Here is a 24,034-nt window from a genome sequence, read left to right on the forward strand (position 1 = left end):
CCGTAACGACGCTCGTGCGTCAGCCAGCGGTATAAGGATCAGGCGTCCAGCAACAGATTGATGCGGCCCACCAGCTCGTTGCGATCGCAACCGGCGGCAACCACCGCATCTGCACCAGCATCCAGCCAGCGCTGCTGATTGGTCTCACCCGTTGGCGCCACTACCAGCACACTCAGAGATGAGAAATCACTGCGGGAACGCACAAAGTCCAGCACCTGGAAACCATTTACGCCTTCCAGGTTCGCATCCAGTACCAGCATCCCCGGTTTACCGGTCACCATCATGGCGCCGGCGGTAAAGCTATCGCCAGCAATATCCACTTCCACACCTGCCTGCTGCAGCAACTGACGGCCGGCAGCCAACTCCAGTGAGTCAGCAACCAGCAGCACCTTGCGGGTTGCACAGCCCAGTTCGGCCGGCACCGGCATGGCGTTGTCCCGCAGGAAAGTGACAAAGTCTTCCACACAGATACGGTGATCACCGCGCCCTGGGAGCTTGTAGGCCTTCAGCTGACCTCGCTCAATCCAGCGGATTACCGTGCGGAAATTTACCCCACAATACCGGGCTGCTTCCCCGGTAGTCAGAACATGCACTTCGCTCATTTTATTACTATCCCCCACGAATCGCGCATTTAGTTATTTATTATGCTGAATTAAACCAAACTTACAGGCGTTAATTCTATGCCTATATAGGTTTAACGAACCAACGGACAGTTCCCTCAATAAAAGTTTGATAGCCATGGTTGACAGCTATGACAGGTTAAATAGAATGGACAGTATGTTACGTAGGGTCATCTAACCATCTGTAACAGGCGCTATCTGTGCCGACTCTGTAGGCTTTTGTAACTAACTACAGAGAGATCGGCTGAAACTGGCGCAAGCGAGCTTGTTGGGATTCTCTCTCTACGAATACCCTAAGACCCTGGGCCCCCTTGAACTTTCGGGGCCTTTTTTTTATCTTCCCCGCCCTCCAATTTCCTACTATTTACCTGTCTCCGCGCCTTTTTGGCGACGCGCCCGTCAGGTACAGCAGTATTTATGGCAATCTTCGCCCTCCCGTTTTTTATCGATACGACCGGCATCGCCTCGGGAGTCACACAATGAAATGCTATCTGGTCGGCGGCGCGGTACGCGATCACCTGCTGCAACGCACCGTACACGAGCGCGACTGGGTCGTCGTCGGCGCTACCGAATCCGAGATGCTCGAGCAGGGGTTTCGCCCGGTGGGCAAAGATTTCCCCGTTTTCCTGCACCCGGAAAGCGGAGAGGAATACGCCCTCGCCCGCACCGAGCGTAAAAGCGGCCACGGTTACGGCGGCTTTACCGTCTACGCCAGCCCCGAGGTCACCCTCGAACAGGATCTGCAGCGCCGCGACCTCACCGTTAACGCCATGGCGCAAACCGAGGACGGCGAAATTGTCGATCCCTACGGTGGCCGCGCCGACCTGGATGCGCGCAAACTGCGCCACGTCTCCCCCGCATTCAGCGAAGATCCGCTGCGTATTCTGCGTGTTGCCCGCTTCGCCGCGCGCTATGCGCCCCTGGGATTTCACGTCGCCGATGAAACTATGACGCTGATGCGAGGCATGGTGGATGCAGGGGAAGTCGAACATCTGGTACCGGAGAGGGTATGGAAGGAGGTCAGCCGCGCCCTGACTGAGCCACGACCGGATGTATTTATCCGCGTGCTGCGGGAATGCGGCGCGCTCAAGGTGCTATTGCCGGAAGTAGACTGCCTGTTCGGGGTACCGCAGCCACCGCTCCACCACCCTGAAATCGACACCGGCGACCACGTACTGCGCGCCCTGTGTGAGGCGCCGGCGGAGTTACCAGTACGCTTTGCGGTACTGGTACACGATCTCGGCAAAGGCGTTACCCCCGACGATGTACTGCCCAGCCACCGCGGGCACGAAGCTGCCGGTTTGCCGCTGGTAAAAGACGTGTGCAAGCGACTGCGGGTGCCCAATCCCATCACCGCGCTGTCGCTCGGCGTATGCGAGTACCACCTGCACTGCCACCGGGCATTTGAATTGCGGCCACAGACCATTATGAAGATGCTGCGCGCCCTCGATGCCCTGCGCCGGCCGGAGCGGTTTGAGCAGTTCCTGGACAGCTGCGAAGCGGACGCCCGCGGGCGCAAAGGACTCGAAGACCGGGAATACCCCCAGGTGGATTACCTGCGCGCAGCCCGCAAGGCCGCGGCCAATGTGGATCCGCAAGCGCTGATCGCCGAGGGGTTTGAAGGCGCCGAGCTGGGCAAGGCCCTGGAACGCGCGCGCCTCGAGGCCGTCACCCACGTGAAAAGCAGCTACGGCGCGCCGGGCCAGGACTGATATCCTGCCGCGACTCACAAGAGGGCAGTAACATCGGCTTACCGGCCGACGTCCGCCACAATTTTATCCAGACTGGAAAACCACCATGGCCACCGCCCTGATTACCGGCGCTGCCGCCCGACTGGGACGCGCCATTGCCGAAGAACTGCACCGGGACCACCAGGTCGTCATCCACTACCGGAATTCCGCCGAGGCTGCGCAAAGCCTGGTTGAAACACTCAATTCGCGACGCCCCGGCTCCGCCGCCGCGGTGCAGAGCGAACTGCGCTCGGCAGCGGACTGCCAGAAGCTGGCGCAGGCCGCCCTGGAATGCTTCGGCGAACTGAACCTACTGGTCAACAATGCCTCCGCGTTCTACCCCACCCCCATTGGCAGCGCCACCGAGCAGCAGTGGGAAGAGTTGATGGGCAGCAACCTCAAGGCCCCCTTCTTTCTCAGCCAGGCACTGGCGCCGGCGCTATCCAGCGCGCACGGCTGCATCGTCAACCTGGCAGATATTCACGCCGACAAACCCATGCCCAGCCACACCATATACAGTGCCGCCAAGGCCGGACTGGTGATGCTGACCAAGAGCCTGGCGCGGGAACTCGCCCCGCAGGTGCGGGTGAATGCGGTGGCCCCGGGTGCTATTCTGTGGCCAGAACAGGAGAGTGAAGGCTATAACAAGGAACAGATACTGGCGCGCATCCCCATGCAACGCAGTGGTGACCCGTCAGACATCGCCCGCACAGTGCGCTTTCTCGCCGCTGACGCCCCCTATATCACCGGCCAGATCATCGCCGTAGACGGCGGCCGCAGTCTCAATATCTGAAAACCCGAACAAAGAGAGTGAGGAACAACCTCGTGAGCGAAAAGCAGTTTATTTCCGCCCAGTCATTGCTGGAGGACTCCTTCACCCTGGCGCTGAAGGTAGTCGAAAGTGGTTTTATGCCGGACTACATCGTCGGCGTCTGGCGCGGTGGTGCCCCTATCGGCATCGCGGTGCAGGAGATGTTCGACTTCCTCGGGTTTCACGCCGACCATATTGCGATACGCACTTCGTCCTATACGGGCGTCAACCAGCGGCAAAAAGAGGTAAAAGTGCACGGACTCACTTACCTGATCAAACAGGTAGAGTCGCACGAGAAAATGCTGATCGTGGACGACGTCTACGATACCGGGCTCAGTATCCAGCAGGCTATCAGTGACCTGCGCAAGGCGTGTAAGAAAAACACCCCGGAAATTCGCACGGCCTGCCCCTATTTCAAACCCAATCGCAATCAGACCGATTGCGAGCCAGATTATTACCTGCACAAAACCGACGAATGGCTGGTGTTCCCCCATGAATTGAAGGGACTGACGGAAGCGGAAATTCTGGAGAACAAACCGGAACTGCGCCGACATCAGGCGCTGCTTGAGAAAGTGATGAACCGGGAAAAATAAGCAGGCAGCAGGCAAGAAAACAGAAACACAATCAGGGCGACCGCGGTCGCCCGCAGGGATCAGCCGACCTGCTCCAGCGGGTCCCCATTCTCATCCACAAACAGCACATCGCGCACGCTGAGCGCTTCCCCAGCGGTATTCTGTACCGCTACCTGTGCAATCGCTTCGCCGTTGCCGCGCTCCACCAGCTGCATGGAGTCCTTGCTGCCGTTCCAGCGCTCGCTCCACTGACGCAGCGCAACCACCACCGCAAACAGATCCCGGCCCTTTTCGGTCAGGCGGTACTCGTAACGGGTACCGTGCTCCCCCACATCCACACGGATCATCACACCATTTTCGACCAGGCGGGACAGCCGGTCACACAGGATATTCTTGGCAATTCCCAGGCTTTTCTGGAAATCCCCATAACGCCGCGTACCCAGCATCGCCTGCTTGATTACCAGCAGGGACCACCAGTCGCCCACTTCATTCAGGGCGCAGGCCACCGAGCAGCCAAGATCATCAAATCGTTTACGTGTCATACAAATCAGTATAAGCGAAATGGTTGCATTAAAAAACCAAATGAAGTTTCATAACGCAACCTAATTGGCGGGCAGCCCGGAATCCGGCCCCGCCACCGGCTAACTGAAGCATCTGTAAACGAGATTTCGGAGAGTGTTATGAGCGGCAACCTGGACAGCCTTTTGCGTCCTTTTGAACACAAATCCCTGAAGCTGCGCAATCGCGTGGCCATGGCCCCCATGACCCGCACCGCGTCCCCCGGCTACGTTCCCAACGACCAGGTGGCCGGCTATTACCGCCGCCGCGCGGAAGGTGAAGTGGGCCTGATCATCACCGAGGGCACCTTCGTTGATGGCAAGGCAGCCAACGGCTACGAGAATGTCCCGGCCATCTATGGCGAAGAAGCCCTGGCCGGCTGGAAAAAGGTGGTCGAGGAAGTTCACGCCGCCGGTGGCCAGATTATTCCCCAGCTCTGGCATGTGGGCTCCGTACGCAAAGAGGGAACCGGACCGGATAAATCCGTACCCGGCTATTCCCCCTCCGGCTTGTTCAAGCCCGGCAAGGCCAACGGCCACGCCATGACCAAAGAAGATATCCAGGATGTGGTGCGCGCGTTCGCGGATGCCGCCAAGGCAGCCAAGGTAGTGGGCTTTGACGGGGTGGAAATCCACGGCGCCCACGGTTACCTGATCGACCAGTTCTTCTGGGAAGGCACCAACGTGCGCGATGACGAGTACGGTGGCTCTATTGAAAACCGCACCCGCTTCGCGGTGGAAATTGTCAAAGCAGTACGCGAAGCGGTCGGCGAAGACTTTGCCATCGTACTGCGCTACTCACAGTGGAAACAGCAGGACTATGAAGCCAGACTGGCACATACCCCCGAAGAGCTGAAACGTTTCCTGACCCCGCTGGTGGACGCCGGTGTGGATATCTTCCACGCCTCTACACGCCGTTTCTGGGTGCCGGAGTTCGAAGGTTCCGATATGAACCTGGCGGGCTGGACCAAGGAACTCACCGGCAAGCCGGTTATTTCCGTGGGCAGTGTAGGCCTCGACGATGATTTTATCGGCGGCAACAACCAGGGCATGGGCGGCACCGCCAACCCCACCGGCCTGGACGAATTGGTGCGCCGCATGGACACCAACGAGTTCGACATGATCGCGGTTGGCCGCGCACTGCTGCAGGACCCGAACTGGCTGCAGAAAGTGAAACAAGGTCGCGAGGAAGAAATCGTTCCGTTCACCAAGGAAGCTTTAGCAAGCCTGAGCTGATCGGCATCGCGACCGGAATCCGGTCGCGTCCAAATTTCACTTCAAATTCACCGGCAGCTTGTCACAATGTCCACTTACTTCGCATAAGTGGACAGGCACCTGCCGGTGAACAGACTCAAAATTCTTCTGGTTGAAGACAATCCTACGCTCGCACTCCAGACCGGTGAATTTTTGGAGCAGCACGACTGGCAGGTAGATTTCGCCAACTGCGGGCAACTCGGCCTGCAACTGGCCCTGACAGAGATCTACGACCTGATTCTGCTGGACCTGAACCTACCGGACATCGATGGCCTCGAGGTTTGCCGCCAGCTCCGCCAGCGAGCCCCCGTTGTCACCCCAATTCTTATGCTTACTGCGCTTGATGCCTTTACCGACAAAGCGCAGGGGTTCCACTCGGGTGCAGACGATTACCTTTGCAAGCCCTTCGACCCGCGCGAGCTGGCCCTGCGTTGCGAAGCCCTTGCACGGCGCCGAGAATTGCACCGCAGTGATGAGGTTTGTATCGGTGCCCTGAAGATTTCCGGGCGCCGTCGCGAAGCCACGAGAAACGGACAACCGCTTAAACTCACCACAATTGCGTTCAATATTCTGTGGGAACTAGCCTGCGCCTACCCGGAGCCACTCAGCCGCAGTGAACTCAGCCACCGCATTTGGGGGGACAATCCACCGGACAGCGATGCATTGAAATCCCATATCTACAGCCTTCGGCGCCAACTCGATCGGCCATTTCCCGAAACCATGCTGAAAACCATCAGCAATATCGGCTTCAAACTGGAGCAGCCCGATGCAAACTGAAAGGCCGAAGGGAAGACTGAAGCGCAAAGTGCTCACCTTGTTCGGTGGATTCACACTGCTAATTTGCCTGATCTATTCAGGCATTGGGATAATCGCCGCCTATGTGATTGAAGACCAGTTGATCGACAACCTGATCAACAACGAAGTTGACTATATCGAGCGACATTTCCGGGAACACGGTGAACTGCCATCCCCCAGACTGCCACAGTTCACGCTCTACCCCTCACCAGACGAAACTCCACAAGCATTTATCACTGCACTGGACGGTGAGCGGCGCAAGGCCGAATTATTTGTGGCAGGACATCAGCATTTCCATCTGCGTGAGCTGACACCAGACACAGGGGCAATCCTCGCCTCAGAAGTCGGCAACCTGCTTACAGTGTCAAGCCAGTCGGAACGACTGATCTGGATGCTAGTCGCCACTTTCCTGTGCACAACGGCGCTGGCACTTTGTCTGGCCCATCGCCTGATCACCGGTACCGTGCGACCAATACTCTCCCTCGCAAGCGAGGTCGAATCGCAAGCGGCCAATACACCGTCACTGAAGCTGACGAGTAGCAATCGCAATGACGAAATCGGGTTTCTCGCACGCACTCTGGAACGGAATGTGCGCGAACTTCAGAACGCTCGACAGAGGGAAGTGGAATTCACCCGCGATGTCAGCCACGAGTTCCGCACCAATCTCGCAGTCGCATCCAACACTTTAACCCTGTCAGGTAACAGAGGCCTGAAGGCATCGGAAGCCCACGAGCTGAGTGCAATACTGGCAAACATGAACCGGACGGTAACCACCCTGTTGGCGCTGGCAAGATCGGAATCGTTCGAGCGCAAAATGTTTGACCTGCGCCCGCTGCTGGAAAACCGACTGCTGGCTCGCCCTGAAATATCGATTAAGGAAAGCTTCGAGATAAACCTTACCCTCGCAGAGACAATTCATGTCACAGGCAATCCGCACCTCACGGAGTTACTTCTGGATATCCTGCTGGATAATGCCATCCGGCACGCCTCGCAACCCAATCTGAATATTTATCAAGATGGCGATGCCCTTGTGTTTGAAAATCCAGTGCAGACTACGTTTGATACCAAGCCCCTGTTTAACGCTGGTATTCGCGGCGAGAATAGTGAAGGAATTGGGCAGGGCCTTTATCTGGCCAGCAGGATTTTGACCGCACAGGAGTGGCATTACTCGGCTCACTGTGAGAACCAGGCTTTTTCCCTCTCTATATCTGTCTTTCCTGGCGCACAGAGCCAAGCCTGATTAGCGGTCGCACTATTATTCCGGCGATTTTCACCTGAATTTCACCACCTGCTTTGTAGAGTGCCCCCTTTCATTTAGGAGGCATTCAACATGAACAAAAAGCTAACCCAAACAATCAAGGTATGCGCTATTGCAGGCCTGGCGCTCTGCTCTGTCATTCTATTCTGGTACGCCTTTATCGCGCTGAAAGTGCAACCACTTCCACAGGGTAAAATCCTGGATTCCTATGCCTTTCCCGCGCCGGAAAACATCGAAATGACCCTAACAGAGATTGGTGAAACGGATTTCTCATTTTCCTATAAGAGCTTTGACGGCGCAGTGGTGAATGGACAAATCAGCTACCCGTCGATAGAACAGGAAACCTACCCCGTACTCATCGGCATCTCCGCCATGGGCAGGGGGTACCAACGGTGGTGGACGGACGCATACAAGGGGCGCCCGACGGTTACCCGGGTCAACGAGATTAGCCGTAGCGCCACGGAAAAAGGTTATGTAGTGATAGCTATAGACGCCAGGTATCACGGTACGAGAAAGGACCCGAACAAACCACTTAGTTCAATAATGAACAACCTCCACCTTTTCGGAGACAAGAGTGACTATGAAGAGATGATTCGAAGTACAGTCCTGGACTACCGGGTTCTTATCGACTGGGTTCGTACTCAGAAAGAGCTGAATGAGAACAACCTGAATCTGGTGGGCTACAGCATGGGCGCCCAGGTTGCCCTACTGATCGGGGGGCTCGACGCACAGATAAAACGGATTTTCGCCGTGGTACCGCCTTATTTAGACGACAAGACAGCGGCGGTAGCGCCAAAAAACCTCGCGCCCCTGATTGTGGACCCCGAGGTGCTTCTGATCACTGCCAGCGATGATGAGTACGCATCGCAAGAGGAAAATAAATCTCTCTTTAGCGCGATCGCAAGCAAGAAGAAGGAGCACCTGACCTTTACCGGCAGCCACATCCTTCCCGGTAATTACGTCGATTCACTGGTTGATCGGTTATAGGTGTACGCCGCTCTACTCAGGCGGCCGGCCAATCAAACGTGACCGGCCACAATTTTTGTGCAGCCTGATCATACTCCTCCCAGAGCTGTTGATAGGTTTTGCCTGCAACAGGATGCTGGGTATCTGGCGCCAGTTCAGATAGCGGTAACAACACGAACGCATTCTTGAGGATCTCACCGCGCGGCAACTTTACCCCATCCACTTCGCCGGTGAGATCATCGTAGGTCAGGATATCGATATCCAGGGTGCGCGCGCTGAACTTGGGTCCGCTCCGCAGGCGGCCGTTGTCGTCTTCGATATGGCGCAAACGCAGCGCCAGCTCGCCGACGGACAAATCGGTTTCAATGGCGGCGACCAGGTTGTAGAAATTGTCGCCGTCGAAGCCCACCGCTTCGCTCTCATACACCTGTGACATGCGCAGATCGCCGAACGCTGCTACCAACGCGTCCAGTCCGGCGCTCAGGTGTTTCTCGCGATCGATATTGCTGCCGAGACTCAGGTAAACGGTTGCCATTGCTCAGGCCTCCGAGGTCTGTGTATTGCTGCGCACACCGCGCTCGATAATAACCCCCACGTCGCGCGCACCGCGCACCGCACCGGGTTTCGACAGACGCAGGCGCAGCCAGCTTACATTGAATTCTTTGCGCACAATTTCTGCGGCCTGCTCGGCCATGGTTTCCACCAGCAGGAACTCGCTGCCCTCGATAAACGCGATCAGGCGCTTGGCTACCGCCTTGTAGTTGAGGGTGTGCTCGATATTGTCAGTGCGCGCAGCCTCGCGGATATCGAATGCCATTTCGATATCCAGGCTTACGGTCTGGCGAACTTCCCGTTCCCAGTCGTAAATGCCGATAATCGTATCGACCTTGAGATCGCGGATATAAACGATATCCAAAAGTAGTCTCCTTTTATTGGTCTCTTAATCCGCGCCCAAAGTGCCGGTCAATTCAGTGAGGGGCCAGCGTGGGCGGACTTCTATATCGAGATCTGCACGCTGGCCGGCCTGCAGGCGCAGGCAGCCGGCATAGGCGATCATGGCACCATTATCGGTACAGAATTCGTGGCGCGGGTAGAACACGCTGCAACCATCCTCGGCCAGTCGCGCTTCCAGGCGCTCGCGCAGCAGCTTGTTGGCGGAGACACCGCCGGCAATCACCAGGGTCTTGCGCTTTGCCTGTTTGAGCGCACGGCGGCACTTGATTACCAGGGTATCCACCACCGCCTCCTGGAAGGCCGCGGCAATATCCGCGCAGGTCTGCTCGTCCGGCAGGCCGTCTTCCAGTGCGTGTTTCTGCACGGTGGTCAGGGTGAACGTCTTGAGACCGGAAAAACTGAAATCGAGCCCCGGGCGATCCGTCATCGGACGCGGGAAGGTGAAGCGCAGCGGGTCACCCTGCTCCGCCAGCGCCGCCAGGCGCGGGCCACCGGGATAGTCGAGGTCGAGCATCTTGGCCGCCTTGTCGAAGGCTTCGCCGGCGGCGTCATCGAGGGACTCCCCCAGCAGCTCGTACTGGCCGAGCCCCTGTACATCCACCAGCTGGGTGTGGCCGCCGGAAACCAGCAGAGCCACGAACGGGAATGCCGGCGGCTTGTCCTCCAGCATTGGCGCCAGTAGATGCCCCTCCATATGGTGCACACCAATGGCGGGCACACCCCAACCGTAAGCCAGGGCGCGACCGGCGCAGGCGCCCACCATCAGCGCGCCGATCAGGCCCGGGCCGGCAGTGTAGGCGACGCCGTCGATGTCCGCCGGCAGCGTGTCACTCTGGGCCATGACTTCGCGGATCAGGGGCAGCAGTTTGCGCACATGGTCGCGACTGGCCAGTTCCGGCACCACGCCACCGTAATCGGCGTGCAGCTTCACCTGACTGAACAGGGTGTGCCCAAGCAGGCCCTGTTCGCTGTCGTACAGGGCGACACCGGTTTCGTCACAGGAAGTTTCTATTCCGAGTACTCGCACGGGAATTCAAAGGTCCTCAACAGAAGTGTCCGGGTCAGCGCGATAAAAGGACAAATGACCGGTGCTGACCGGGTTTCAGGGGCGCTATCATACTCTTTAGAGCCTTTTCCGCCTAAGGAGAATTGCCGCCCGAGGCGCGTCGAGCCCCGTCAGGTGGCGGCCCCGGCAGAGGCCCGTGTCGCGACTGTTATAGCGACTATAGTTACAAGCCCGGTATCACACCCGGTCGACTGCGACGAAACCCGAAACGATTGCGCTCGCAGGCTTGCGAAGGCCAGATCATCTGTATAGAATTTGCGCCCTCGCTGTGAACCGGCCTCCGGATTGCATCTGCGAGAAGAGCAATTTGCCGGAAAGGCCGCCAGGATCCAGATGATCAAAGTAGATACATCTGGCCGAGAGAAACGAATTTTACAGGTAATCTAATGCCCTCAGTACGCATCAAAGACAACGAACCTTTTGACATCGCCCTGCGCCGTTTCAAGCGCTCCTGCGAAAAGGCTGGTGTACTCTCCGAAGTACGTCGCCGCGAGTTCTACGAAAAGCCGACTGCCGTTCGCAAGCGCAAGGCTGCCGCTGCTGTTAAGCGTCACGCCAAAAAACTGCAGCGCGAAAACCGCAAGTTCCAGCGTCTCTACTGAGTTCGAGCTTTCTCTCTCGATCACAGCACGCTGACGCGAATGCGGTTCGCGGCCAAAACGGCGCCCGAGTTTACTCGCGCGCCGTTTTTTATTGCCCGCAGATAGGCCAACTGCCCCCGCCTGCGCGCGCAAGCCTTGCCAAATTGCCCCTTTGCGCCAAATATTGACCATCCGACTGATAACTCCCAATAGCCAAAAAATTCCGGACGACCCAATGAGCACACTCAAGGAAACCCTCGCCGCCGCCACCAAAGACGCCATGAAAGCCCGTGAAAAGGCGCGTCTTGCCACCCTGCGACTGGTCAATGCCGAGATCAAACGCGTGGAAGTGGACGAGCGCATCGAGCTGGATGACGCCCGCATCCTCGCCCTGCTGGACAAAATGACCAAGCAGCGCCGCGACTCCATCACCCAGTACGAAAAGGCTGGCCGCCCGGAGCTCGCAGAAGTGGAGCAGCAGGAAATCGACGTGATCCAGGAGTTCCTGCCGGAACAGCTGAGCGAAGCGGAAATTCAGGAAATCGTCGCCGCCGCGGTCAAAGAGACCGGCGCCAGCAGCATGGCCGATATGGGCAAGGTGATGGCACTGGTAAAACCCCAGGTGCAGGGCCGCGCCGATATGGGTGCCGTCAGCAAGTTTGTGAAAGCGTCCTTTTAAGGCCGCCTGAAGCATTTCTATGGCAGGCAAGATCCCGCAGTATTTTATCGACGACCTGTTGGCCCGCGCCGACATCGTTCCGGTCGTCGATAGCCGGGTAAAACTGCGCAAAACCGGGAAAAACTATTCCGCCTGCTGCCCATTTCACGATGAAAAAACACCGTCTTTCACGGTAAGCCCGGACAAACAGTTCTACTACTGCTTTGGCTGCGGTGCCAGCGGCAACGCGGTCGGCTTCCTCATGGAATACGATCGCCTGCCCTTTCCGGAAGCGGTGGAAAAGCTCGCCGCCAGCCTGAGCCTGGAAGTGCCCCGCGAGCAGCTGGCCCCGGCGCAGATCAAGCGCCAGCAGGAGAGCCAGTCGCTCTACCAGCTCACCGAGAAAGCGGCCGAGTTCTATCGCGAGAAGCTGCGCGACCACAAGGTCTCCGCCCGCGCCATCACCTACCTGAAGAACCGCGGACTCTCCGGCGCTGTCGCCAAGGAGTTCGGGATCGGCCTGGCGCCGCCCGGTTGGGACAACCTGCTCAACCATCTCGGCACCAGCTCGGAAAAAGCCGAGCAGCTGGAGCTTGCCGGCCTCGCCATCCGCCGCCAGGACAGCGATGGCAACCCGGGCAAAGCCGAACCCGGCAAGCGCCACCACTATGACCGCTTCCGCAACCGCATCATGTTTCCGATCCGCGATCAGCGCGGGCGCACCATCGCTTTTGGCGGCCGGGTGCTGGGCGACGACAAGCCCAAATACCTGAACTCCCCGGAAACTCCGATCTTCCACAAGGGCCGCGAACTCTACGGCCTCTGGGAAGCCCGCCAGGCCAACCGCGAGCTGAAGCGGCTGATCGTGGTTGAGGGATACATGGATGTGGTGGCCCTGGCCCAGTACGGCATCCGCTGCGCCGTGGCCACCCTCGGCACCGCCTGTGGCGAAGATCACATCCAGCTGGCTTTCCGCCACACCGGTGAAATCGTGTTCTGTTTCGACGGCGACCAGGCCGGGCGCACCGCCGCCCGCCGTGCCCTGGAAGCCGGCCTGCCACATATGCAGGACGGCCGCAGCCTGCGCTTTCTGTTGCTGCCGGAAGGAGAAGACCCGGACACCTTGGTGCGCCAGATCGGCGGCGAGCGCTTCGACCAGCTGATCGATGAACAGGGGCGCCCCCTGGAGGACTTCCTGTTCGACCTGCTCGGCGAAGGCATCAATATCCAGACCATGGACGGCCGTGCGCGCCTGTCCAAGGCCGCTGCCCCCCTGCTCGACCTGCTGCCCGCCGGCGTCTACCGCCAGCTGATGTTCCAGCAACTGGCCCGTCGCACCGGCCTCGAGCAGGACATGCTGGAAGAGATCATCGCCGCGGAAAAAGCCCGCACTGCCAAACTCGCCCAGCAGGCACCATCCGCTGCTGCACCGGCAAAAGCGCCCCCCAAGCCGACATCTGCGCAACCATCCGCGGAGGGAGAGCGCCCGCAGCAACCCCACACCACCGAATACCCGGATATGGGCGGCGACGCCCCTCCACCGGGCTACGACGAGCCGCCACCGGACTACGATTTGGCGGACCTGCCACCCCAGGGCGAGGACGAGCCTGCAGCGCAGCAACCCGCGCGCCGACACAGCGGCCAGTATCGCCTGCCCGCCGAACGTATGCTGATCGCCCTGCTGCTGCACCATCCCCAGCTGGCACAGCTGATCGCTGACCCGGCACGTTTTCGCAACAGTAACGATGCAGATTTGCAGCTTTTCGGCGAAATTCTCCAGGTTTTGCATAAAAACCCTGGCCTCAACAGCAATCAGCTATTCGGCCGCCTGCTGAACCTAGAGAGCAAGGAAGCCCGCGAACTGCTGCCTCACCTCGCCATGAGCCACCCCATTGTGGGCAGTGCCGGGCAGGCGCTGGAATACGACCCGGAGACCGAATTCAACGACTGCCTGCGCACCCTGGAAACCGCCGCGGAAAAGCAGCGCAAGCGCGGACTGCTGGACCAGCTCAAAAGCAACGGCAACCAGCTGAGCCCCGAGCAGCTGGCACTGCTCGCACAGTTTCGTCGAAAACAGGACTAGATTTAGAAGCAAAGGTGCTGGTGCCGAGCTTTTGCCCTTGAAATCCCGGACAGCATCACCATATACACAGACCCGTCAGCCAAAGCCGGCGGGAAACCCAAAGACAAGCGCGCCCGAATACCCTGAACCACGCTACCTGCCTTGACAGTCACAGTGGTTATTGCTTACGCAAATACGCTATAATCCCGCGTCTTTGTCCAGACAAAAGTCCCGACTATCAATCCCCAGAATTCAGGGTTGTGCATGACCGACAAAACCCAGCAGCAAAAGACCACCTCCCGCATCAGAGAACTGATCGCCCGCGGCAAAGAGCAGGGCTATCTGACCTATGCGGAAGTGAATGATCACCTGCCCGAAGACATCTCCGATCCCGATCAGGTGGAAGACATCATCGGCATGATCAACGACATGGGCATCAAGGTGTTCGAACAGGCACCCGATGCCGAAGAACTGTTGATGGCCGAAGGCGACAGCTCCGCCGATGAAATCGCCGCAGCTGAAGCCGCCGCCGCACTCGCCGCAGTTGAATCCGATGTAGGCCGCACCACCGACCCGGTGCGCATGTACATGCGCGAAATGGGCACCGTAGAGCTGCTCACCCGCGAAGGCGAGATCGCCATTGCCAAGCGCATCGAAGAAGGCCTGCGCGAGCTCATGGCCGCTCTCGCCTACTGGCCCGGCGCCGTGCAGCACATCATCGACGAATACGCGCTGATCGAGAAAGAAGAGCGCCGTATTCCCGACGTCATCGCCGGCTGGCTCGACCCCGCCGACGAAGTACCTCCGGGTGCCCAGGCTGGTCAGGCTGCGGAAGCGCAGAAGAAAGACGACAGCAAAGACGATGACGACAGCGACGATGACGATGACGACTCCTCTGAGGAAGAGGAAGAGAACGTCGGCGGTATCGATCCGGAAGAACTCGCCGAGCGCATGAACGCGCTGATCGCTGCTCAGAAGAAAGCTGACGCGGCCATCAAGAAGCACGGCCGCGATTCCAAAGAGGCCGGCGAGGCCATGGAAGCCGTGGGCGAAGTATTCCGCTTCTTCAAACTGGCTCCGCGCCAGTTCGACCCGCTGTATAACGCGGTACGCGATATTCTCGACGACGTTCGCGCGCAAGAGCGCCTGGTGATGAACCTGTGCATCAAGCGTGCCCGTATGCCGCGCAAGACCTTTATCAAGGAATTCCCTGGCAACGAGACCAACGAAGACTGGATCCCCGCGATCATCAAGAAGAAGCGCGACTACTCCGACGCCCTGCGCCAGGTAGCCGAAGAGATCCAGCGCGCTCAGCGCAAACTGCAGCAGGCTCAGGACAAAGCCCAGCTGGACGTCGGCCAGATCAAAGAGATCAACCGTCGCATGTCCATTGGTGAGGCACGCTCTCGCCGCGCCAAGAAGGAAATGGTCGAGGCCAACCTGCGCCTGGTGATCTCCATCGCCAAGAAGTACACCAACCGCGGCCTGCAGTTCCTGGACCTGATCCAGGAGGGCAACATCGGCCTGATGAAAGCGGTAGACAAGTTCGAATACCGTCGTGGCTACAAGTTCTCCACTTACGCTACCTGGTGGATTCGCCAGGCGATTACCCGCTCCATTGCAGACCAGGCACGCACCATCCGTATTCCGGTGCATATGATTGAGACCATCAACAAGCTCAACCGTATCAGCCGTCAGATGCTGCAGGAAATGGGTCGCGAGCCCACCCCGGAAGAACTGGGTGAGCGTATGGAAATGCCGGAAGACAAGGTGCGCAAGGTCCTGAAGATCGCCAAAGAGCCGATCTCCATGGAAACCCCGATCGGCGACGATGAAGACTCCCATCTGGGCGACTTTATCGAAGACCAGAACCAGTCTTCCCCGATCGACACCGCAACGTCCACCGGCCTGCACGACGCTACCCGCTCCGTGCTGTCCGGGCTGACCGCGCGGGAAGCCAAGGTTCTGCGCATGCGCTTCGGTATCGATATGAACACTGACCACACCCTCGAGGAAGTGGGCAAGCAGTTCGACGTTACCCGCGAGCGTATCCGTCAGATCGAAGCCAAGGCGTTGCGCAAACTGCGCCACCCCTCGCGCTCCGAGCACCTGCGCAGCTTCCTGGACGAATAATTTTTGTTGTCGGTTCTCGACAATAAATCTTCGTCCATACTGAAAAAGCCCGGCTCGCCGGGCTTTTTTGTGGGTTACGTTTTTATGTCAAACAGATGAACCAGCGGAGTTATACACAGAGCAATGGAAGAGCAGTTTGTGAATAAACCCGGAAAAACCGGTATCTCTCGCCTGATCGACGCCACCGAATACTCCCGCCAGGGACTCATCGCCACCTGGCGCAACGAAGCCGCCTTCCGCCAGGAAGTCTCCCTCGCGATTTTCCTGATTCCCGCTGCAATCTGGCTGGGAGAGTCCGGCGTTGAACGTGCGCTGCTGATCGGTGTGACCATGCTGGTCATGATCGTCGAACTGCTCAACAGCGCCGTAGAAGCGGTCGTGGACCGGGTCGGCCCGGAAAAACATCCGCTGTCAAAAATCGCCAAAGACACCGGCTCCGCCGCCGTGTCCATTTCCCTGCTGCTGTGGGTTTCCACCTGGGCCTGCATCCTGCTGCCGCGCTGGATCGGCTGACCCCTCCCTCTCGGGCGAGATTGCCCGTCAAAATTTGTGACCGCCGACAGCCAGCTCCGGCAGTCCCGGTCGATTCAACTAAAATAATGGCACGATAGTACTAGTTAGCGCGCAACGGATCTGCGCGCCTGAATAACGGCCAGAATCGACCAATAACGAACCAGGGATGGAATCATGTCGTTTCCCCGCGCGGGTCGTGCGTTTGACGCCGGCGCCCCCGGGCTGTGCACGCTGGCACTGCCCCTTTTCCTGATCATTATGCTCCCGCCCAGTGCCGACGCCCAGGTCGCTTTCGGCGGTGGCGACGACCACTATCGCCTCAATACCAACAGCCCAAGCGGTCGCAGTAGCAGCGCCATTGTCGACGGCGGCGGAGGCAATGACACCCTCACCATCGAGGGACTCAGCCTCGGCAATCCGACACGCCTGAAACACTGGGAAACAGTCTCACTGGAGCAGAGCAGCAGACTCACCCTGGACCAATACCTGACACTGGGCGGCAGCGATTACCTGCCCGGGCGCCTGCAGATCGGCGTCGACAGCCATGTGTTGATGCCCTATTACAGCGCCGGTATCCGCGCCAGCGGCGATCAGGCGCTGACCGTATTCAATAGCGGCACCATCGATATACGTGGCGGCACTGCCAACCAGCTCTGGATTCACGGAAACTACGTGGGTAGTAGCGGCAGCGTGATCCTCATGGACATGGTGGCAGGGGACGACGACAGCCTCGCCGATCGCCTGGTCCTCGATGGCGGCCGCGCCGGCGGCAGCACCCGGCTGCTGTTCGAGAGAGCAGGGGGAACGGGCACAGATACCCGGGACGGAATTCTGGTAGTACAGGCACGCAACGGTGGCAGCACCGCCCCGGGCGCCTTCTACATGCCGGAACCCATCTCCGCAGGGCCCTACGAATATTTCCTGTTCCGCGGCACCGGCGACCCGGAAAACGAAGACAACTGGTACCTGCGCTCAAACCTGAAACCGGGAGACGCGCCCGCCATCGCCCCGGGCACCCAGGGACTTGCCTTCAGCAGTGTCAGCGACACCATCACCACCGGCAACAACACCGCTGCAGCGAACCTCGTCGGCCCGGCACCCGCCGCCGGCGAAGCCCCGATTCCGCTGTACCGCCCGGAGATCCCGCTCTACGCCCAGGCAAAATCCCTCGCCCGCCTCACCTCGCTGCAGGAGATTGGCAGCTACCACCGCCGGCGCGGGGAACAGCGCAGCTGGTTCGACGGCGTCAATGACGACTGGCTGCGCGTGCATCACATGAGCGCCGACTACAACTGGAGCGGCGATATCAGCAACCGCTTTGATGGCAGCATCACCGGCTTGCAGGTGGGCACCAACATCTGGTCGGCCCCCACCTGTACCGGCGGCGCGCGGGAAATGGGGTTGTTTGTGGGCAGCACCCGTGCCAGTGGTGACGTGACTGGCTTTGCCCGCGGCTTCAGCGACTACAGCTCAGGGCAGAATGACCTTACCAGCTACCACATCGGCTATTACTTCAACGACTACCGCCCGGACATGGGCTACTTCGATATCACCGCCAAGGTGGCCTACCTGGAACTGGAGAGCCGCTCATACCGCGGTATCGGCGCCACGGTAACCGGCCCCCAGCTCACCATCTCTGTGGAAAAGGGGTTTACCTGGCAGGCATCGGAGCATTTCAATATCGAGCCACAGCTTCAGGCAGTGGCCAACTACAGCAACCTCAGCGCTTACGAAGACGGAATTTCCTGGGTGGAACCGGACATGACCCCGGAGGCCAACTTCCGAGCGGGTATGCGCGCCTACAACACCGACAGTAAGTGGCTCGACGGCAACCTGCGCGGCTACCTGTTCGGCAACGTGTGGCACACCCTCGGCGGCAACGACCAGCTGCTGTTCGACACCGAACTCCAGCTCAATCTGGAGCGCCGGGCGACCTGGGGAGAATTCGGCGGGGGCGTGGTACTGCTGCAGAGCAAACTGGGCAGCGCCTTCCTCAATGTGGGATACCAGCGCTCACTGGACGACCTGGACTGGTCCGGCGCAAACGCAAGTCTGGGCTTCAACTGGGCCTGGTAAGGCCAACACAACCGGGCAAAGCGTTGATTTGACACAAAAAATCGAGTACTTTGCCCATCCGCTCGCAGGTCCCTGCGAGCCCCGGTGGGGGCCCTTAGCTCAGTTGGTTAGAGCATCCGACTCATAATCGGCAGGTCCTGGGTTCAAGTCCCGGAGGGCCCACCATTTTTCCCGTAAATACCCCTTGTAACCCAGCATCCACCTTCCTCTGGATCATTGCCCACATACGCAAATCCACCTCAGAGCGGCAATGACGCTTGGCTTGCACGAAAATCCCCGAAGCGACCAGTTACAGTTACCGCTCCGGGAATTTTGCGCAGGGTACCCGTCTAAATAAGCACTACAGCGCTGTACATAAGGGTGCTCACTTCATGCGTTGACACGAGTTTTAGTAAGCATAGCCATCGTGGCTGTTCTCTAATGAATAGAACGTGGCTTCCACATAGTCACTACCGCTACCAGTATTATTCTGGTTATACACGCCGGCCTTGAAGTACTGGTACTGGTCAGCGACATCGTAACCACTGTTTCCCATATCCACGACCTGAATCACATCGGCCTTACCCTCACGGGAGATGGTAACAGTGAGCGTATTGCCCACCACCTTGATCTCGTAGCTCCAGATTTCATCCAGAGAGATACCATCGGAAGGATTTGAAGCACTGCTGGAGCGGCTACCAATCATTTCATACCAGGTGTCGCTGCCACCGTTCGGCTCATGCGCGATGTACACAGAGCCTTTGCTATTACCCGGTAGTTTGCGGTAATAAAGACGTAAAGGCTCATCGTTGTTGGCGTGAATCTGCCCCACAATTACGCGCCCTACTTGGCCGCTATCACCAGTGGTGGTTACATGGTTAACAGCCAACGTTGCGCGCAAGATACCATCGACACCACCCGCGGCATTACGTGCAGACGCCGGTGCGGAACCGAATACCCAGTTATTTCCGTTGACACCCTGAGTGCTGATACTTGTATCGCCACGGCGCAGCATCTCGCGTAGCTCGGTACGGGTATAGGACGTATTTGTCGACGTCTTGTAGCCGTCAACGGGGCAACGGAATACCATGCCGCCATCAGTACCCGTATAGAAATAGCTACTGTTTTCGTAACCTCCATTTAACTCGACTTCTTTGATTGAGTCCGCGGTCCCACTGCCATCATTGTCACTGGGTACGCTCAGGTACCAATCTGCGAGATCGAAATTACTGGAAGGAGGTAGATTTGGATCCAGAAAACCTCCCGAACTGGAGCCTGAACCCGAGCTCCCGCCGGAGCTGCCGCTAGAACTGCTTCCCGAACCACTGCCGTCACTACACCCGATTACGTCCATTTCCAGGATGCTATTCCAGTTATTGGCGGAATTGCCACTGCCGGTCAGACGCACATAGCGGGCACTGGAGTCACTCAAATCATAGCCTTCCAGATCAGTACTGGTGCCACTGGACTGCCCAGCGGACAGCACCGTGGTCCAGTTGCTGTTGTCGACTGAGGTTTCAATGGAGAAAAAGCTAGTGCGTTGATCGCCCTTATACCAGGCGATATCCACCCCCTCCACAGTCTGTACACTGCCAAGGTCCAGGGTGATCCACTTGATCCCCAGGGACGACCAACGGGATTCATCAGCAAGGCTTCCGTCGAGTACGTTGCCCGGACCGTGCCCGTCGTTAGTGCCGTCGTCAGAGGCCGCTGACACAGTCAGGTTGCTGCCAGATGTACAACCGCCGCCCGAACTAGATGAACCGCTACCACCGCTGGACCCAGATCCAGAGCCGAGGTTTTCCAGTGCAAAACTATCGAATCGGCCCTCACCACCATTGTAGGTACCGAATACCGTAATGCTGCTCGCGCTACCGGAATTGAACTCGACAGAAACCTGTTGCCAGTCTGAACTGTCAGCACTGCTATCGAAGGTACTGCCATTCACCTTCGCACCTACGGTACCGGCACCGTGCACATATGCGCTTAGCCGATAATTGGTATTACTGCTCACATAAACCAGCTGCTCCAGCTTACCGCCGCTACCGGAAATTTTCGCAGACTTGCCGCCGCTATAGGCAACGCCAGAAATGGCCGACGGATCGGTATCATTCCAGCTGTCCCAGTCGCTTTCGAAACCGGGATTTTGTATGGATGCGCTGGCTGTAGCCATACAGGCTGACAACGCCATTACACAACTGATTTTCATCGCCAAGGATTTAGCTTTCATTGGACCCTCATTATTTTTTTGTAGGGTGTGGATAATTACAGCGATTACTGGCTGCTGCGGTTTCTCTACAGATAGACAACCACGATGAAGCCGCCGCAACATCGGAAGGCTATCTCGTGCTGCACCGAAGATTCTGCTTTTGCAGAAGGTGACCGGTAGCGGAGCGCCTCCGGTCACTATGACCAATTAGAACTTGGCACGAATACCCAGTACGTAGCGGCGATCGGTTTCCATTATCTGGAAGGCCGTACCATTGGCACCGGTATTGATGGTGGGTTCTGCAGTCAGGTTGGTGACATTGGCGATGACAGTGATGTCATCGGTCACGTCGTAGCTGGCAGAGAGGTCGAGTTGCGACAGGTCTTCGCGGTAGTCGTTACCGAGCGTAGGGTCGTCATCAACGGTCGCACCTGGGATCACAAGCTCACCGAGTGGCAGCACACGCTTGGTCTGACCTTCATCCAGGAAGCGATCGCGGTAGGTGTATGCCAGACGGATTCCGAAGCCTTCGTACTCGTAGTAAAACTGTGTATTGAAGGTATTTTCGGAAATATCCGTCAGCGGTACGCCGTTCGGATCTTCGCTATCTGCGTAGGTGTAGTTGGCGCTCATGCCGAGGCCAGACCAGCGACCGGGCAGGAAGTCGAACGCCTGCTGGTAACCCAGCTCCAGCCCCTGAATCTTGCCATTTTCACCATTGGTGATGAAATCGGTGAGGATGCCCATCTGTGAAGTCGGTGTGCTGGCGTTGGCATACTGGATACCATCCGCCTGCCACAGACAGATTTTGTCGTAGTCGGAAACGTTGGTCAGGGTGCTGACTACTTCGGGCAGGTTCTTACATTCGTAGGTGCGGGTCAGGAAGGATTCCACGTCCTTGTAGAACAGGGTCGCAGAAACCATATTGCTATCCCAGTAATGCTCCGCCGCGATATCGAACTGGGTGGCACGGTACGGCTCGAGCTCAGGGTTACCACGACTGGCAGCGATGTAGGCGTCGCGGAACTCGTACGCGGGGCTCAGCTCGTTGAAGTCCGCGCGGCGCATAACCTTGGCCGCGGCAAACCGCATCAGGGTGTCTTCACTCAGGTCCCAGGTCACATTCAGGCTGGGCAGGAAGTCATTGTAGCTGGCGCCGTCGGAGACAATTTCACCTTCCTGGTAAGCCTTTGACGTGATGTCGGTCGATACGTAGCGACCACCGACAACAGCACGTACGTCGCCGAAGTCCAGGTTGGCCTGTATGTACACAGCCGAGGTGTCCTCATTCACTTCGGAGTAACCACCTTCCTGGTACTCGAGATTGTCCGCGAGACTACCGGTGATTTCCATATTGGTACCGGCCAGCAGCTGCTTGACGATATCGAAGGTCGCCTGCTGGTTCTGCAGCAGGCGCGCATCGTATGCGGTAAATTTCGCCAGATCGTAGGCGCCGCTACGACCTGTGTGCTCGAACGCATCACCGGTGAAGTCGTAGTTGGTCATGGCCTGGGGGAACTGGGCCACAATGTCTTCCATCCAGATAATGTCCGGATTTCCGTCGGCGTCCTCAAGATTCTTGAAAATGTTGGTGATGCGGAACTGCTCGCGGCTCTGTTCATAATCGCGCGCGGTCACACGCACACCCGTCTTGACTGCCGACACCCAGTTCAAACCGAAGGGTTCAGCGTACTCCAGGTCGAAACGGAACGCGTCCTCCTGGTTGGTAACGTAGTTACGGGTATCCTCGTAGCGACGGAAGGCCTGGTTCTGCTGATCGGTAAATACATATCCGTCTGCAAAATCAATAACCGGAGCGCTGTTATTACTGTTCTCGAAGGTAACCGGAATCAACCACTTGTTTTCTCCATCAGCGCCCTGCCCTTCGATCGAGCGATCAATACCGCGAAAGCGGAATTCGGAGAAGGGGGTATAGCTGTCAGACTTGGCGGTGGAGTACTCACCGCTAACGCTCAGTTGTTCAGTGAAGTTCCACTCACCACCAAATGCGTGACTGTAGGAGTCACTGGTGCGGAAGCTCGAGCCGGTGGTCAGCAAGGGCTGGACCTCGTCATACATGAAGTTCTGCAGCTGGCCGTTTCCGTCCTCGTAGGTTTGCCCTGGGATCACGGTCGGATCATCGAGGATATGCAGCAGTGAAAAGGTTTCCTGTGCGCCGTCGCGCTCCACTGCGTTCAAGTCCAGGTAAAACTGCCCCTGTTCGGAAGCCGGCGCCCACTGGAAGGAAAGATTCAGCGCAGTGCGTTCCCGCTCTTCGGTACGCGGATTGAAGGTGTGCTCGCGACCGTAAACGTACGCACCGCTCGGGGTGTTTTTCGCCGCGTCCGCAGCGTTGATAACGCCATCGCCATTGAAATCGACCTCGCCCACTTGTAGCTGGACCAGAGATTCGTCGCGGCGCAGCGTGCGGTCCTGGTATGCCAGTGACGCGATGGCACCGAAGGTGCCAGCCTCGCCCAGATCCCAGGTATTGCCCACACCGGAACTGATGATCGGTGCCCAATTATCCGCCTTGTCCGCGTACTCACCCTGAACAGAGATAGCTGCCAGGGGCGCATTCAAATCCAGCGGGCGCGCCATCTTCAGGCTGATGGTGCCACCGAGCGCGCCTTCGGTCATTTCCGGGGTTGGCGACTTGATCACTTCCACTTTCTGCAGAAAGGCGGCGGGAAAATCCTGGAAGTCGATTCCGCTACGGCTATCGCCGAGTACGGAGCGACCGTTGACTTCGACCCTGTTTTGCGGGAGGCCCCGAATCGAGACCTCGGAACCCACACCAAATTCGCGATTGATGGAAACTCCGGTAACACGCTGCAGCGCTTCTGCGATGTTGTTGTCGGGCAGCTTGCCGATGTCTTCCGCCACCACCGCGTCAACAACACGCGCATCATCGCGCTTGGCATCGGCTGCGGCCTCCAGACTGGCGCGGATACCGGTGACGCTTACCTCTTCCAGCGCGGCAGCGTCTTCTCCCTGTGAAAAAACCATGGGGGCAAATGCCATGGTGGAGGCGGAAAGCATCAGCAGGCTGAGGTCTTTCAGCGCGCTCTGCTTATCGAACTTCTTATGGTTATTCATCGACGTTTTCCTCTCATCGTAAGAAAAATTTATTTTTATAGGCGTCTATCGGGTGGAGTTAAACCAATTGCGAAAAATCTGTCAACGAGCTTGGTAGCCCAATTGGTAAGACGGGTTAAGAATTTTTTCCGTAACCCGTTG

20 protein-coding genes and 1 tRNA gene are annotated in these 24,034 nt (G+C 58.1%); 14 read left to right on the forward strand and 7 right to left on the reverse strand.

The genetic code is table 11. The features are described 5' to 3' along the window. Nucleotides 1-38: 38 nt before the first annotated feature. Complete coding sequence (locus ACONT6_RS15485; RefSeq protein WP_428819331.1) at nucleotides 39-602, reverse strand: helix-turn-helix domain-containing protein; 564 nt, start codon at nucleotides 600-602, stop codon at nucleotides 39-41. 497 nt (nucleotides 603-1,099) lie between these two features. Here ACONT6_RS15485 and ACONT6_RS15490 point away from each other — a divergent pair, with 497 nt between their 5' ends. The 3 genes from ACONT6_RS15490 to ACONT6_RS15500 all read left to right on the forward strand — a co-directional run bounded on the left by ACONT6_RS15490 (nucleotide 1,100) and on the right by ACONT6_RS15500 (nucleotide 3,754). After that, a complete protein-coding gene (locus ACONT6_RS15490; RefSeq protein WP_428819332.1) occupies nucleotides 1,100-2,332 on the forward strand; it encodes a multifunctional CCA addition/repair protein in 1,233 nt (410 codons plus the stop codon). 85 nt (nucleotides 2,333-2,417) lie between these two features. After that, on the forward strand, nucleotides 2,418-3,143 hold the full coding sequence (locus ACONT6_RS15495; RefSeq protein WP_428819333.1) for a pteridine reductase: 726 nt from the start codon (nucleotides 2,418-2,420) through the stop codon (nucleotides 3,141-3,143). Nucleotides 3,144-3,175: 32 nt separating this feature from the next. Continuing rightward, nucleotides 3,176-3,754 carry a phosphoribosyltransferase gene (locus tag ACONT6_RS15500; RefSeq protein WP_078082863.1) on the forward strand — a complete coding sequence of 193 codons (579 nt, stop codon included), beginning with the start codon at nucleotides 3,176-3,178 and terminating at the stop codon, nucleotides 3,752-3,754. A 59-nt stretch (nucleotides 3,755-3,813) separates the two neighbouring features. Here ACONT6_RS15500 and ACONT6_RS15505 read toward each other — a convergent pair whose 3' ends face one another. Then, nucleotides 3,814-4,275: a winged helix-turn-helix transcriptional regulator gene (locus tag ACONT6_RS15505; protein ID WP_428819334.1), complete on the reverse strand. Its 462-nt coding sequence runs from the start codon at nucleotides 4,273-4,275 to the stop codon at nucleotides 3,814-3,816. A gap of 138 nt (nucleotides 4,276-4,413) precedes the next feature. Here ACONT6_RS15505 and ACONT6_RS15510 point away from each other — a divergent pair, with 138 nt between their 5' ends. The 4 genes from ACONT6_RS15510 (at nucleotide 4,414) to ACONT6_RS15525 (ending at nucleotide 8,584) form a co-directional block, all read left to right on the forward strand. After that, complete coding sequence (locus ACONT6_RS15510; RefSeq protein WP_428819335.1) at nucleotides 4,414-5,526, forward strand: NADH:flavin oxidoreductase; 1,113 nt, start codon at nucleotides 4,414-4,416, stop codon at nucleotides 5,524-5,526. Nucleotides 5,527-5,631: 105 nt separating this feature from the next. Continuing rightward, complete coding sequence (locus tag ACONT6_RS15515) at nucleotides 5,632-6,321, forward strand: response regulator transcription factor (RefSeq protein WP_428819336.1); 690 nt, start codon at nucleotides 5,632-5,634, stop codon at nucleotides 6,319-6,321. Next, entirely contained in the window at nucleotides 6,311-7,579 is a 1,269-nt protein-coding gene (locus ACONT6_RS15520) for a sensor histidine kinase (protein ID WP_428819337.1), read from the forward strand. The genes ACONT6_RS15515 and ACONT6_RS15520 overlap by 11 nt, the downstream gene beginning before the upstream one ends. A gap of 90 nt (nucleotides 7,580-7,669) precedes the next feature. Further along, on the forward strand, nucleotides 7,670-8,584 hold the full coding sequence (locus ACONT6_RS15525; protein ID WP_428819338.1) for a dienelactone hydrolase family protein: 915 nt from the start codon (nucleotides 7,670-7,672) through the stop codon (nucleotides 8,582-8,584). A 16-nt stretch (nucleotides 8,585-8,600) separates the two neighbouring features. On the opposite strand, the gene folK is transcribed toward ACONT6_RS15525, so the two are convergent. From folK to tsaD, 3 genes are read right to left on the reverse strand one after another with little or no spacing between them, the layout of a single operon-like run. Next, on the reverse strand, nucleotides 8,601-9,098 hold the full coding sequence (folK, locus tag ACONT6_RS15530) for a 2-amino-4-hydroxy-6-hydroxymethyldihydropteridine diphosphokinase (RefSeq protein WP_428819339.1): 498 nt from the start codon (nucleotides 9,096-9,098) through the stop codon (nucleotides 8,601-8,603). Between the two features lie 3 nt (nucleotides 9,099-9,101). Further along, the gene (gene folB, locus ACONT6_RS15535) at nucleotides 9,102-9,479 is read right to left on the reverse strand and encodes a dihydroneopterin aldolase (protein ID WP_181255145.1); all 378 of its coding nucleotides are present in this window, start codon (nucleotides 9,477-9,479) and stop codon (nucleotides 9,102-9,104) included. Between the two features lie 24 nt (nucleotides 9,480-9,503). Further along, nucleotides 9,504-10,544, reverse strand: coding sequence for a tRNA (adenosine(37)-N6)-threonylcarbamoyltransferase complex transferase subunit TsaD (gene tsaD / locus ACONT6_RS15540; protein WP_428819340.1), 1,041 nt, complete (start codon nucleotides 10,542-10,544; stop codon nucleotides 9,504-9,506). Nucleotides 10,545-10,969: 425 nt separating this feature from the next. Here tsaD and rpsU point away from each other — a divergent pair, with 425 nt between their 5' ends. From rpsU to ACONT6_RS15575, 7 genes are all read left to right on the forward strand, one after another. Continuing rightward, on the forward strand, nucleotides 10,970-11,185 hold the full coding sequence (gene rpsU, locus ACONT6_RS15545; protein ID WP_020411530.1) for a 30S ribosomal protein S21: 216 nt from the start codon (nucleotides 10,970-10,972) through the stop codon (nucleotides 11,183-11,185). 214 nt (nucleotides 11,186-11,399) lie between these two features. Then, nucleotides 11,400-11,843, forward strand: a complete 444-nt coding sequence (locus ACONT6_RS15550) for a GatB/YqeY domain-containing protein (RefSeq protein ID WP_181255143.1) — start codon at nucleotides 11,400-11,402, stop codon at nucleotides 11,841-11,843. 19 nt (nucleotides 11,844-11,862) lie between these two features. Then, nucleotides 11,863-13,905, forward strand: coding sequence for a DNA primase (gene dnaG / locus ACONT6_RS15555; RefSeq protein ID WP_428819341.1), 2,043 nt, complete (start codon nucleotides 11,863-11,865; stop codon nucleotides 13,903-13,905). Nucleotides 13,906-14,148: 243 nt separating this feature from the next. Next, a complete protein-coding gene (gene rpoD / locus ACONT6_RS15560) occupies nucleotides 14,149-16,017 on the forward strand; it encodes an RNA polymerase sigma factor RpoD (protein WP_428819342.1) in 1,869 nt (622 codons plus the stop codon). 123 nt (nucleotides 16,018-16,140) lie between these two features. After that, entirely contained in the window at nucleotides 16,141-16,530 is a 390-nt protein-coding gene (locus ACONT6_RS15565; RefSeq protein ID WP_181255140.1) for a diacylglycerol kinase, read from the forward strand. Nucleotides 16,531-16,704: 174 nt separating this feature from the next. Further along, nucleotides 16,705-18,606: an autotransporter outer membrane beta-barrel domain-containing protein gene (locus tag ACONT6_RS15570; RefSeq protein ID WP_428819343.1), complete on the forward strand. Its 1,902-nt coding sequence runs from the start codon at nucleotides 16,705-16,707 to the stop codon at nucleotides 18,604-18,606. An 88-nt stretch (nucleotides 18,607-18,694) separates the two neighbouring features. Beyond that, nucleotides 18,695-18,771 (forward strand) — tRNA-Ile (locus ACONT6_RS15575). A 223-nt stretch (nucleotides 18,772-18,994) separates the two neighbouring features. On the opposite strand, the gene ACONT6_RS15580 is transcribed toward ACONT6_RS15575, so the two are convergent. Together ACONT6_RS15580 and ACONT6_RS15585 are read right to left on the reverse strand one after the other, a co-directional pair. Further along, complete coding sequence (locus ACONT6_RS15580; RefSeq protein ID WP_428819344.1) at nucleotides 18,995-20,815, reverse strand: polysaccharide lyase family 7 protein; 1,821 nt, start codon at nucleotides 20,813-20,815, stop codon at nucleotides 18,995-18,997. A 186-nt stretch (nucleotides 20,816-21,001) separates the two neighbouring features. Further along, nucleotides 21,002-23,893 (reverse strand): TonB-dependent receptor, encoded by a 2,892-nt coding sequence (locus ACONT6_RS15585; protein WP_428819345.1) that lies wholly within the window; start codon nucleotides 23,891-23,893, stop codon nucleotides 21,002-21,004. Nucleotides 23,894-24,034 lie beyond the last annotated feature (141 nt).

This window comes from Microbulbifer sp. MCCC 1A16149 (genome assembly GCF_050368945.1).
Lineage (GTDB): Bacteria > Pseudomonadota > Gammaproteobacteria > Pseudomonadales > Cellvibrionaceae > Microbulbifer.

Bases quoted from the DNA above. Each gene is read 5' to 3' on its own strand.
- ACONT6_RS15510 (WP_428819335.1), top strand. From the start codon at position 4,414: ATGAGCGGCAACCTGGACAGCCTTTTGCGTCCTTTTGAACACAAATCC.
- dnaG (WP_428819341.1), top strand. From the start codon at position 11,863: ATGGCAGGCAAGATCCCGCAGTATTTTATCGACGACCTGTTGGCCCGC.
- ACONT6_RS15495 (WP_428819333.1), top strand. From the start codon at position 2,418: ATGGCCACCGCCCTGATTACCGGCGCTGCCGCCCGACTGGGACGCGCC.
- ACONT6_RS15525 (WP_428819338.1), top strand. From the start codon at position 7,670: ATGAACAAAAAGCTAACCCAAACAATCAAGGTATGCGCTATTGCAGGC.
- ACONT6_RS15570 (WP_428819343.1), top strand. From the start codon at position 16,705: ATGTCGTTTCCCCGCGCGGGTCGTGCGTTTGACGCCGGCGCCCCCGGG.
- rpsU (WP_020411530.1), top strand. From the start codon at position 10,970: ATGCCCTCAGTACGCATCAAAGACAACGAACCTTTTGACATCGCCCTG.
- folK (WP_428819339.1), bottom strand. From the start codon at position 9,098: ATGGCAACCGTTTACCTGAGTCTCGGCAGCAATATCGATCGCGAGAAA.
- ACONT6_RS15580 (WP_428819344.1), bottom strand. From the start codon at position 20,815: ATGAAAGCTAAATCCTTGGCGATGAAAATCAGTTGTGTAATGGCGTTG.
- ACONT6_RS15485 (WP_428819331.1), bottom strand. From the start codon at position 602: ATGAGCGAAGTGCATGTTCTGACTACCGGGGAAGCAGCCCGGTATTGT.
- ACONT6_RS15490 (WP_428819332.1), top strand. From the start codon at position 1,100: ATGAAATGCTATCTGGTCGGCGGCGCGGTACGCGATCACCTGCTGCAA.
- rpoD (WP_428819342.1), top strand. From the start codon at position 14,149: ATGACCGACAAAACCCAGCAGCAAAAGACCACCTCCCGCATCAGAGAA.
- ACONT6_RS15550 (WP_181255143.1), top strand. From the start codon at position 11,400: ATGAGCACACTCAAGGAAACCCTCGCCGCCGCCACCAAAGACGCCATG.
- ACONT6_RS15505 (WP_428819334.1), bottom strand. From the start codon at position 4,275: ATGACACGTAAACGATTTGATGATCTTGGCTGCTCGGTGGCCTGCGCC.
- ACONT6_RS15520 (WP_428819337.1), top strand. From the start codon at position 6,311: ATGCAAACTGAAAGGCCGAAGGGAAGACTGAAGCGCAAAGTGCTCACC.
- ACONT6_RS15585 (WP_428819345.1), bottom strand. From the start codon at position 23,893: ATGAATAACCATAAGAAGTTCGATAAGCAGAGCGCGCTGAAAGACCTC.
- ACONT6_RS15565 (WP_181255140.1), top strand. From the start codon at position 16,141: ATGGAAGAGCAGTTTGTGAATAAACCCGGAAAAACCGGTATCTCTCGC.